Raw genomic sequence first — 10,372 nt, forward strand, 5'->3', positions numbered from 1 at the left:
CCGCGCGATGTACAAGCTCCTGTTCAACCTGGTGTTCAAGAAGATGGACCCGGAGAAGGCCCACCACCTGGCGTTCTTCTGGATCCGGCTGGCCCACTCGGTGCCCGGCCTGCGCTCCCTGGTGCGCGCCCTGCTCGCCCCGCGCGACCCCCGGCTGCGCACCACCGCGCTCGGCCTCGACCTGCCCGGGCCGTTCGGCCTCGGCGCGGGCTTCGACAAGAACGGCATCGGGATCGACGGCCTGTCGATGCTCGGCTTCGACTACGTCGAGATCGGCACCGTGACGGGCGAGCCGCAGCCCGGCAACCCCGCGCCCCGGCTGTTCCGGCTGGTCGAGGACCGCGCGCTGATCAACCGGATGGGCTTCAACAACCAGGGCTCCGCCCGGGTCGCCGCCCGCCTCGCCGCCCGCCCGCACACCAGCAACACGCCCGTCATCGGCGTCAACATCGGCAAGACCAAGGCCGTCCCGGAGGACGAGGCGACGGCCGACTACCTGAAGAGCGCGAAGGCGCTGGCGCCGTACGCCGACTACCTGGTCGTCAACGTGTCCTCGCCGAACACCCCCGGGCTGCGCAACCTGCAGGCCGTGCGGGTGCTCGGGCCGCTGCTCTGGGACGTCCGCAAGGCCGCCGACGAGGTCACCAACCACCACGTGCCGCTGCTGGTGAAGATCGCCCCCGACCTCGCCGACGAGGACATCGACGAGATCGCCGACATGGCCCTGCACCTCGGCCTCGACGGCATCATCGCCACCAACACCACCATCGGGCGCGAGGGGCTGAAGACCCCCGCCGCCCGGATCGAGGAGATCGGCATGGGCGGCCTCTCCGGCGCCCCGCTCAAGGAACGCTCGCTGGAGGTGCTGGAACGCCTGCGCAAGCGCACCGACGGCCGGCTCGCCATCGTCTCCGTCGGCGGCATCGAGACCGCCGAGGACGCCTGGCAGCGCATCCTGGCCGGCGCCGACCTGGTCCAGGGCTACTCCGCGTTCATCTACGAGGGGCCGTTCTGGATGCGGAAGGTGCACAAGGGGCTGTCGGCGCGGCTGCGGGCCGCGGGGTACGCGACGATCGGGGACGCGGTGGGGAAGGGCAACCGGTAGTCGCCGGCCGGTAGCCGCTGGCCGCGGGGGCGGTCGGGGGAGTGGGGCGGGCCTGTCGGTGCGGTTGCGGGGCTTCGGGTGCGCGAGGATCGGGGGCGCGGTCGGGAAGGGCAGCCGGTCGTCGTCGGCTGCGGCGGCGGGGCAGGAGCTGGGCAGGGCGGCCGTCGTGGCGGCGGGTGCGGAGGAAGGGACGGCGGGATGGCCAATCCGGTGGTGGCCCGGGCCGAGGTGCTCGGGGTCCGGGCCGACGGGCCCGGCCGGCGGGTCACGGTGCGCTGTGCGACGGCGGCGGCCCGGTTCCGACCGGGGCACTTCGCCGCCCTCGCCGCTCCCGGGGGGAGCGCCGACGTGCTGCGCCGGGCCGCGCCGATCCTGCGCGCCGACGGCGAGGACCTCGACCTGCTGCTGCCCGCCGACCCGCCGGCCATCCTCGACCTGATCGCCCCGCTCGGCACGCCCTACCCGCAGCCCGACACCCCCGGCTGCGCGCTGCTGCTCGGCGAGGACACCGCGGCCGGGCCGCTGCTCGCCCTCGCCGAACAGCTGCTCGCGGGCGGCAGCCAGGTCGCCTTCGTGCTCGCCGCACCGACCGCCGGGCGGCTGTACGGCGTCGACGCGGCCCGCGAGCTCACCGCCGACGTCCTGCTGCTCACCGCGGACGGCAGCGCCGGGCTCCCGCTCGGCGAGGACCCGGCCGCGCTGGTCGACCAGGCCCTGCGCGCGCTCGACGCCGACCTGCTGTACACCGCCGCCTCGCCCGGGCTCTCCGCGGCGGCGGTCGGCGCCGCGACGCTGCGCGGGGTGCGCAGTTGGACGGCGGTGGGCGCGGAACTGCCCTGCGGCACCGGGCTGTGCCTGGGCTGCGTGCTGCCGGTGCGTGACGCGGACGGCGTCAGCCGGCTGGTGCGGGCCTGCACCGAGGGGCCGGTCTTCGACGGCGCCCGGGTCCGCTGGGGCGGGCTGGGCACCGTGCCGGCGGACGTGGAAGGGGCGGGGGTGATCGCGTGACGGACCGTCAGAACGTCGACCTGACCGCGCCGTTGGGGTCCGGGACGGTGCCGAACCCGTTGTCCACGGCGGCGGGGTGCGCCGGGTTCGGGCGGGAGCTGGCGCGGTTCGTGCCGTTGGACGAGCTGGGGACGCTGACCACGCGGACGGTGCTGCCGCGGGCGGGGGCCGGGCTGCCGGGGCCGCGGATCGTCGCGGTGCCGGGCGGGGTGCTGAACGCCGTGGGCGGCCAGCAGCCGGGCATCGACGGGTTCCTGCGGCGCGAGCTGCCCTGGCTGGCGGAGCGGGGGGTGCGCACCGTGGTGTCGATCGGCGGGCACCGGCTGGAGGACTTCGCGGAGCTGGCCGCCCGGCTGGCGGGGCGGGACGGGGTGCGCGGCCTGGAGCTGAACCTGTCCGCGCCGGGCGCCGCCGACCGGGGGCTGCTGTTCGCGGCCAACCCGGCGGTCAGCTACGACGTGGTCGCCGCCGTGCGGGCCGCCGCGCCCGGGCTGCCGGTCTACGCCAAGCTGGCCCCCGACCAGGGGTCGGTCACCGAGGTCGCGGCCGCCTGCGTGGCGGCCGGGGCCGACGGCCTGTCGATGGTCAACACCGCCCGGGGCATGGCCATCGACCTGGACGCCCGCCGTCCCGCCCTGGGCGCGCCCGGCGGCCTGGGCGGCCTGTCCGGGCCGGCGCTGCGGCCGATCGCGGTGCGCTGCGTGTTCCAGGTGCACGCCGGGATGCGGGCCGGGCGGATGCCGACGGTGCCGATCCTCGCCATGGGCGGGGTGCGCACCGGCCGGGACGCCCTGGAGTTCACCCTGGCCGGCGCGTCCGGCGTCGCGGTCGGCTCGGAGCTGCTGCGCGACCCGACCGCACCGCTGCGGATCCTCGACGAGCTGCGGACGGAGCTCGCCGAGCGCGGCTTCGCCGCCTACACCGACGCGGTGGGGCTCGCCCACCGCACCACCACGACGGAAGACGGAAGACAGTAGATGACTGACAGCACGCCCTTCGGCGCCCGCCTGCGGACCGCCCTCGACACCCGGGGCCAGCTCTGCGTCGGCATCGACCCGCACGCCTCGCTGCTCACCGCCTGGGGGCTGAACGACGACCTGGCCGGGCTGGAGACCTTCTCCCGCACCGTGGTCGAGGCGCTGGCGGACCGGGTCGCGGTGCTCAAGCCGCAGTCCGCGTTCTTCGAGCGCTTCGGCAGCCGCGGCATCGCCGTCCTGGAGCGCTCGGTGGCCGAGGCCCGGGCGGCCGGGGCGCTGGTGCTGATGGACGCCAAGCGCGGCGACATCGGTTCGACCATGGCCGCCTACGCCGAGACCTTCCTGTCCCCGGACAGCCCGCTGTTCTCGGACGCGCTCACCGTCAGCCCGTACCTGGGCTTCGGTTCGCTGCAGCCGGCCGTGGATCTGGCGCACGCCAACGGCTGCGGCCTGTTCGCGCTGGCGCTGACCTCCAACCCGGAGGGGCACGAGGTGCAGCGCGCGGTCGGGGCGGACGGGCAGAGCGTGGCGCAGGCGGTGCTGCGGCGGCTGGCGGCGGAGAACGCGGGCGCCGAGCCGCTGGGGTCGTTCGGCGCGGTGGTCGGCGCGACGCTCGCCGACGCCGGGGTGGACCTGGCGATCAACGGCCCGCTGCTGGCCCCCGGGGTGGGCGCGCAGGGCGCCACCGCGGCCGACCTGCCGCGGGTCTTCGGCGACCAGGTGCGCAACGTGGTGCCCTCGGTGAGCCGCGACGTGCTCAGGCACGGGCCGTCGGTGGCGGCGCTCCGGCAGGCCGCGCAGGCGTTCGTCAACGATGTGAGGGGCGTCACAAACGCATGAGCGCGGGGCCGTCAACTCGGTTGATTTGACCGGAAAACTCCCAGGTCGGCCCCTGCTGACCTGGACTTTTCGTGTTCTTTTCCTGACGCGGCGGCCCAAGTTGGGTAGTGTCCGGCGGTAGGACGCCAGTTGGCGGTGGTCACGGCCACCTCCGCAGGTCAGAGCCTGTGGCGTCCGGGCACCACCAAGTCATGGCTCATCCCTTCCATCCACACCTGAGGTGAACGGCGTGGCTCTTCCGCCCCTTACTCCCGAACAGCGCACCGCCGCGCTCGCCAAGGCCGCCGAGGCTCGCCGGAAGCGTGCCGACGTCAAGAACCGGCTGAAGCACTCGGGCGCCTCGCTGCACGACGTCATCAAGGCCGGCAAGTCCGACGACGAGGTCATCGGCAAGATGAAGGTCTCCGCCCTGCTGGAGTCCCTGCCGGGTGTCGGCAAGGTGCGCGCCAAGCAGATCATGGAGCGCCTCGGCATCTCCGAGAGCCGTCGCGTGCGCGGCCTCGGTACGAACCAGATCGCCTCCCTGGAGCGGGAGTTCGGCGGCGCGGCTTCCTGATCGGAGGCCGGTGTCAGCGGAACGTCCGCGATCCGGGATAATCGGTACATGAGTGAGCGTCCGCGGCTGACCGTGCTCTCCGGCCCCTCCGGGGTCGGCAAGAGCACGGTCGTCGCTCATATGAGGAAGCAGTTCCCCGAGGTCTGGCTGTCGGTGTCGGCGACGACCCGGCACCCGCGCCCCGGTGAGCGCGACGGCGTGCAGTACCACTTCGTCGACCACGAGCAGTTCGACAAGCTGGTGGCCAACGGCGAGCTGCTGGAGTGGGCCGTCTTCGCCGGGAACCGGTACGGGACGCCGCGGCAGGCGGTGCTCGACAAGCTCGACAAGGGCGAGCCGGTGCTGCTGGAGATCGACCTCCAGGGGGCCCGGCAGGTCAAGGAGTCGATGCCCGAGGCGCAGCTGGTCTTCCTGGCCCCGCCGAGCTGGGACGAGCTGGTGCGCCGGCTCACCGGCCGGGGCACCGAGCCGCAGGACGTCATCGACGAGCGGCTGGCGGTGGCGAAGGTCGAGCTGGCGGCCGAGTCGGAGTTCGACACGACGCTTGTCAACACCTCCGTCGAGCAGGTAGCGGCCGAACTGCTAGCCTTGCTCGGTGTAGCCTGACCGGATCGGCTGCATCCAGCCGATACCCGTAAAACCACTTCGGAAGGTTCAGCGTGTCCTCTTCGATGACCGCGCCCGAGGGCATCATCAACCCGCCGATCGACGAGCTGCTCGAGGCCACCGACTCCAAGTACAGCCTGGTGATCTACGCGGCCAAGCGCGCCCGCCAGATCAACGCGTACTACTCGCAGCTGGGCGAGGGCCTGCTCGAGTACGTCGGCCCGCTGGTCGACACCCACGTGCACGAGAAGCCGCTGTCGATCGCGCTGCGCGAGATCAACGCCGGCCTGCTCACCGCCGAGGCGGTCGAGGGCGCCTGAGCCCCCGAGAGTCCCTGCAGGGCCCGTTCCGATGCCGTCCGGCGTCGGGGCGGGCCCTGCGGCCGTGTGTGACCGGTGCATCCGGTGTACCCGGCGCGCCCGGTGTGCCCGGTGGCACGTCGCAGCCGTGCGCTGATGGGTCGTAAGGTGGGCGCGAGCCCGTCGCAGTGCCGTGATGAAGGAGAGCCGACCGTCATGAACGCGTCCCGTGTGGTCCTCGGGGTGAGCGGCGGGATCGCCGCCTACAAGGCCTGTGAACTGCTGCGGAGGTTCAGCGAGTCCGGGCACGAGGTCACGGTGGTGCCGACCGCGGCGGCGCTGCACTTCGTCGGGGAGGCCACCTGGGCGGCGCTGTCCGGGCGGCCGGCGGCGACCGAGACCTGGGAGCGGGTGCACGAGGTCCCGCACGTGCGGATCGGGCAGCGGGCGGACCTGGTGGTGGTCGCCCCGGCGACCGCGGACCTGCTGGCGAAGGCCGCCCACGGCCTGGCCGACGACCTGCTGACCAACACCCTGCTGACGGCCCGCTGCCCGGTGGTGTTCGCGCCCGCCATGCACACCGAGATGTGGGAGCACCCCGCCACCCAGGAGAACGTCGCCACGCTGCGGCGGCGCGGCGCGATCGTGATCGAGCCCGCGGTGGGCCGGCTCACCGGCGTCGACACCGGCAAGGGCCGGCTGCCCGACCCGGGCGAGATCTTCGCGGTCTGCCGCCGCGTGCTGCTGCGCGGTTCGCTGGAGCAGGACCTGGTCGGGCGGCACCTGGTGGTCTCGGCGGGCGGCACCCGCGAGCCGCTCGACCCGGTGCGCTTCCTCGGCAACCGCTCCTCCGGCAAGCAGGGCTACGCGCTGGCCGCCACCGCGGTGGCCCGCGGCGCCCGGGTCACCCTGGTCGCCGCGAACACCGCGCTGCCCGACCCGGCCGGGGTGGACGTGGTCCGGGTCGGCACCGCGATGCAACTGCGCGAGGCGGTGCTGAAGGCCGCCGAGGACGCCGACGCGGTGGTGATGGCCGCCGCGGTCGCCGACTTCCGGCCCGCCGAGTACGCCAGCGGCAAGATCAAGAAGGTGGACGGCGTCGAGCCCGCGCCGATCGTGCTGGTCCGCAACCCCGACGTGCTGGCCGAGGTCGCCGCCGACCGGGCCCGCGCCGGGCAGGTGGTGGTCGGCTTCGCCGCCGAGACCGACGACGTGCTGGCCAACGGCCGGGCCAAGCTCGCCCGCAAGGGCTGCGACCTGCTGGTGGTCAACGAGGTCGGCGACGGCAAGGCGTTCGGCCAGGACACCAACAGCGCCGTGCTGCTCGGCGCGGACGGCTCCGAGGTCCACATCGCGGACGGCCCCAAGGAGATCCTGGCGGACGCGGTCTGGGACCAGGTCGCCGCCCGGCTGCCCCGCGCCGGGGCCGGGGCGGAGCGTTAACCGCTGCAACGCCCCGAGTTGTCCCGGTAGTTGGATGCCCCAGGGCCGGTCGGTTCGGCCGCGACCCGTCCTGACCGGCGCAGACCGGCCGGTGTGATCCTCGACCGGACACGGCGGACCTTGCCGGGGAGTGCCCCGCGATCGGTAGCCGACCGTTACACTCCACTCCAGGAATCAAGTCTTTCCGGATGCCTCGGGACTTCCGAGCGCATTCAGTCAGCAGCCGCTGCAACCCCAGGGAGCGCTGTGTCTCGCCGCCTGTTCACCTCGGAGTCCGTCACCGAGGGACACCCCGACAAGATCGCTGACCAGATCAGCGACACCATCCTGGACGCCCTCCTCAAGGACGACCCGACCTCCCGCGTCGCCGTGGAGACCCTGATCACCACCGGCCTGGTGCACATCGCCGGCGAGGTCACCACCAAGGCGTACGCGCCGATCGCGCAGTTGGTCCGGGAGAAGATCCTGGAGATCGGCTACGACTCGTCCAAGAAGGGCTTCGACGGCGCCTCCTGCGGCGTGTCGGTGTCGATCGGCTCGCAGTCCCCCGACATCGCGCAGGGCGTGGACACCGCCCACGAGCACCGGGTCGAGGGCGACGTCGAGGACGAGCTGGACCGCCAGGGCGCCGGCGACCAGGGCCTGATGTTCGGCTACGCCTGCGACGACACCCCCGAGCTGATGCCGCTGCCGATCACCCTCGCGCACCGGCTCTCCAGCCGGCTGAGCGAGGTCCGCAAGAACGGGACCATCCCCTACCTGCGGCCCGACGGCAAGACCCAGGTCACCATCGAGTACGACGGCGACCGCGCCGTGCGCCTGGACACCGTGGTGGTCTCCTCGCAGCACGCCAGCGACATCGACCTGGACTCGCTGCTCACCCCCGACATCCGGGAGTTCGTGGTCGAGCCCGAGCTCAAGGCGCTCGCCGACGAGGGCATCAAGCTCGTCACCGAGGGCTACCGGCTGCTGGTCAACCCGACCGGGCGCTTCGAGATCGGCGGCCCGATGGGCGACGCCGGCCTCACCGGCCGCAAGATCATCATCGACACCTACGGCGGCATGGCCCGCCACGGCGGCGGCGCCTTCTCCGGCAAGGACCCGTCCAAGGTGGACCGCTCGGCCGCGTACGCGATGCGCTGGGTCGCCAAGAACATCGTCGCCGCGGGCCTGGCCCGGCGCGCCGAGGTGCAGGTCGCGTACGCGATCGGCAAGGCCGAGCCGGTCGGCCTGTTCGTGGAGACCTTCGGCACCGAGACCGTCCCGGTGCTGAAGATCCAGGAGGCCGTCACCCAGGTCTTCGACCTGCGCCCGGCCGCGATCATCCGCGACCTGGACCTGCTGCGCCCGATCTACCAGCAGACCGCCGCGTACGGCCACTTCGGCCGTGAGCTGCCGGACTTCACCTGGGAGCGCACCGACCGGGTCGACGCGCTGAAGGCCGCCGTCGCGGGCTGAACGGTGTAGTGCGAACGGAGCCGTCCGTCGGGAGTTTCCTCCTGGCGGGCGGCTCCGTCGTCGTGTCGGTGTTGTCGGGGGGTTCCGCTAGGTTGGGGGCGTGAGCAGCGCGGACGGCACCGGGGAGCAGTTGGCGTTCATCCGGGAGACGGTGCGCCGGGCGAAGCCGCGGGCCGCGCGCGGGGTGGTGCTCGCCGAACGGCAGCCGGTGGCCCGGGTGCTGGTCGACAAGGGCGTGCTGAGCCTCGACCAGTACTTCGACTACGCGGTGCCGGAGTCGATGTCCGAGGACGCCCGGCCCGGCGTCCGGGTCCGGGTCCGGTTCGGCGGCCGGGTCGGCGCGCACGGGCGGCGCGAGGGCGGGGCGCTGCACGACGGCTTCGTCGTCGAGCGCCGGGACGACTCGGACTACGCGGGCCCGCTGGCCCCGCTGGCCCGGGTGCTGTCGCCCGAGCCGGTGCTGGGGCCCGAACTGCTGCGGCTGTGCCGGGCCGTCGCCGACCGCTACGCCGGGACGCTGGCGGACGTGCTGCAACTGGCCGTCCCGCCGCGGCACGCCGGGGCCGAGAGCGAGCCGTCGCCGCGCCCGCTGCCGCCGCCGGGCGCCCCGGCGGTGGGCAGCTGGGAGCGCTACGTGCACGGCGCCGAGTTCCTGGCGTCGCTGGCCGGCGGGCACCCGCCGCGCGCGGTGTGGACGGCGCTGCCCGGCCCCGAGTGGCCGGGCGAGATCGCCCGGGCCGTCGCGGCGACGCTCGCCTCCGGGCGCGGCGCGCTGGTGGTGCTGCCCGACGGGCGGGCGGTGGCCCGGGTCGACGCGGCGCTGCACGACCTGCTCGGCGCCGGGCGGCACGTGGTGCTGGCCGCCGAGGCGGGTCCGCAGGAGCGCTACCGGCGCTGGCTGTCCGTCAGCCGCGGTTCGGTGCACGCCGCGATCGGCACCCGGGCGGCGGTGTTCGCCCCGGTGCGCGACCTCGGGCTGGTGGTGGTCTGGTCGGACGGCGACAGCAGCCACAGCGACCCCAACGCGCCCTATCCGCACGTGCGGGAGGTGGCGCTGCTGCGGGCCGCCGAGGAGGGCGCGGCGGTGCTGCTCGGCGGCGTCTCGATGACGGTCGAGGCCGCGCAGCTGCTGCGCTCGGGCTGGGCCCGGCCGCTGGCCGCCGCCCGGGAGACCGTCCGGCTGACCGCGCCCCGGGTGCGCACCGTCACCGAGTACGACCAGGCCCGGGACGGGGCGGCGCAGGCCGCCCGGCTGCCGTCGGTGGCCTGGGAGACCGCGCACGAGGCGCTGACCCGGGGGCCGGTGCTGGTGCAGGTCCCGCGGCGGGGCTACGCGCCCCGGCTGGCCTGCGGGCGCTGCCGGGAGACGGCGCGCTGCCGGGCCTGCGGCGGGCCGCTGGAGTCGCCGGCGGCGGGCGCCGTGCTGGTGTGCTCCTGGTGCGGCACGGAGGAGCACGACTGGCACTGCACCGAGTGCGGGTCGTTCCGGCTGCGGGCCGCGGTGGTCGGCGTCCGGCGGACGGCGGAGGAGCTGGGCAAGGCGTTCCCGCGGATCCCGGTCCGCACCTCCGGGCGGGACGCGGTGCTGGCGACGGTGTCGGGGGCGCCCGCGCTGGTGCTGGCCACGCCGGGCGCCGAACCGGTCGCGGAGGGGCCCGGGTACGCGGCGGCGCTGCTGCTGGACGGCTGGGCGCTGCTCAACCGGCCCGACCTGCGGGCCGGCGAGGAGGCGGTGCGGCGCTGGCTGACGGCGGCCGCGCTGGTCCGCCCGGCGACGGAGGGCGGCACGGTGGTGGTCGTCGCGGAGGCGGCGGCGCGGGCCGTGCAGGCGCTGGTGCGGTGGGACCCGGCCGGGCACGCGGGGACCGAACTCGACGAGCGGGAGGAGCTCAGGTTCCCGCCGGTCTCGCGGATGGCCTCGGTGACGGGGTCGGCGCGGGCGGTCGCCGACCTGCTGGGGCTGCTGCGACTGCCTGCGGGGGCGGACGTGCTGGGGCCGGTGCCGGTGTTCGGGGGGAACGGGGGCGGTGCCGGGGGGGCTGGTGCTTTGGGTGCTTCGGGTGCTTCGGGTGCTTCGGGG

At 74.6% G+C, this 10,372-nt stretch carries 10 protein-coding genes; all 10 read left to right on the forward strand.

Features of this window, described 5'->3' with window-relative positions:
* Positions 1–7: 7 nt before the first annotated feature.
* Positions 8–1,105 carry a quinone-dependent dihydroorotate dehydrogenase gene (locus tag IH44_RS0110440; RefSeq protein WP_030459178.1) on the forward strand — a complete coding sequence of 366 codons (1,098 nt, stop codon included), beginning with the start codon at positions 8–10 and terminating at the stop codon, positions 1,103–1,105.
* A gap of 198 nt (positions 1,106–1,303) precedes the next feature.
* A complete protein-coding gene (locus IH44_RS49060; RefSeq protein ID WP_030459179.1) occupies positions 1,304–2,113 on the forward strand; it encodes a hypothetical protein in 810 nt (269 codons plus the stop codon).
* Entirely contained in the window at positions 2,110–3,090 is a 981-nt protein-coding gene (locus IH44_RS0110450) for a dihydroorotate dehydrogenase (RefSeq protein WP_035954623.1), read from the forward strand. The genes IH44_RS49060 and IH44_RS0110450 overlap by 4 nt, the downstream gene beginning before the upstream one ends.
* On the forward strand, positions 3,091–3,930 hold the full coding sequence (gene pyrF, locus IH44_RS0110455; protein ID WP_030459181.1) for an orotidine-5'-phosphate decarboxylase: 840 nt from the start codon (positions 3,091–3,093) through the stop codon (positions 3,928–3,930).
* Between the two features lie 229 nt (positions 3,931–4,159).
* Entirely contained in the window at positions 4,160–4,486 is a 327-nt protein-coding gene (mihF, locus tag IH44_RS0110460) for an integration host factor, actinobacterial type (RefSeq protein WP_030459182.1), read from the forward strand.
* 48 nt (positions 4,487–4,534) lie between these two features.
* On the forward strand, positions 4,535–5,092 hold the full coding sequence (gene gmk / locus IH44_RS0110465) for a guanylate kinase (protein ID WP_030459183.1): 558 nt from the start codon (positions 4,535–4,537) through the stop codon (positions 5,090–5,092).
* A 53-nt stretch (positions 5,093–5,145) separates the two neighbouring features.
* Positions 5,146–5,412, forward strand: coding sequence for a DNA-directed RNA polymerase subunit omega (gene rpoZ, locus IH44_RS0110470; protein ID WP_030459184.1), 267 nt, complete (start codon positions 5,146–5,148; stop codon positions 5,410–5,412).
* Positions 5,413–5,607: 195 nt separating this feature from the next.
* Entirely contained in the window at positions 5,608–6,834 is a 1,227-nt protein-coding gene (gene coaBC, locus IH44_RS0110475; RefSeq protein WP_030459185.1) for a bifunctional phosphopantothenoylcysteine decarboxylase/phosphopantothenate--cysteine ligase CoaBC, read from the forward strand.
* A gap of 246 nt (positions 6,835–7,080) precedes the next feature.
* Entirely contained in the window at positions 7,081–8,292 is a 1,212-nt protein-coding gene (gene metK, locus IH44_RS0110480; RefSeq protein WP_030459186.1) for a methionine adenosyltransferase, read from the forward strand.
* Positions 8,293–8,392: 100 nt separating this feature from the next.
* Positions 8,393–10,372: primosomal protein N' (locus IH44_RS0110485; RefSeq protein ID WP_051816738.1), on the forward strand; the 1,980-nt coding region annotated here is incomplete at its 3' end.

Origin of the sequence: Kitasatospora sp. NRRL B-11411, assembly GCF_000721345.1 — a bacterium.
Taxonomy (GTDB): domain Bacteria; phylum Actinomycetota; class Actinomycetes; order Streptomycetales; family Streptomycetaceae; genus Kitasatospora; species Kitasatospora cineracea.

Bases quoted from the DNA above. Each gene is read 5' to 3' on its own strand.
- IH44_RS0110440 (WP_030459178.1), top strand. From the start codon at position 8: ATGTACAAGCTCCTGTTCAACCTGGTGTTCAAGAAGATGGACCCGGAG.
- IH44_RS49060 (WP_030459179.1), top strand. From the start codon at position 1,304: ATGGCCAATCCGGTGGTGGCCCGGGCCGAGGTGCTCGGGGTCCGGGCC.
- pyrF (WP_030459181.1), top strand. From the start codon at position 3,091: ATGACTGACAGCACGCCCTTCGGCGCCCGCCTGCGGACCGCCCTCGAC.
- gmk (WP_030459183.1), top strand. From the start codon at position 4,535: ATGAGTGAGCGTCCGCGGCTGACCGTGCTCTCCGGCCCCTCCGGGGTC.
- coaBC (WP_030459185.1), top strand. From the start codon at position 5,608: ATGAACGCGTCCCGTGTGGTCCTCGGGGTGAGCGGCGGGATCGCCGCC.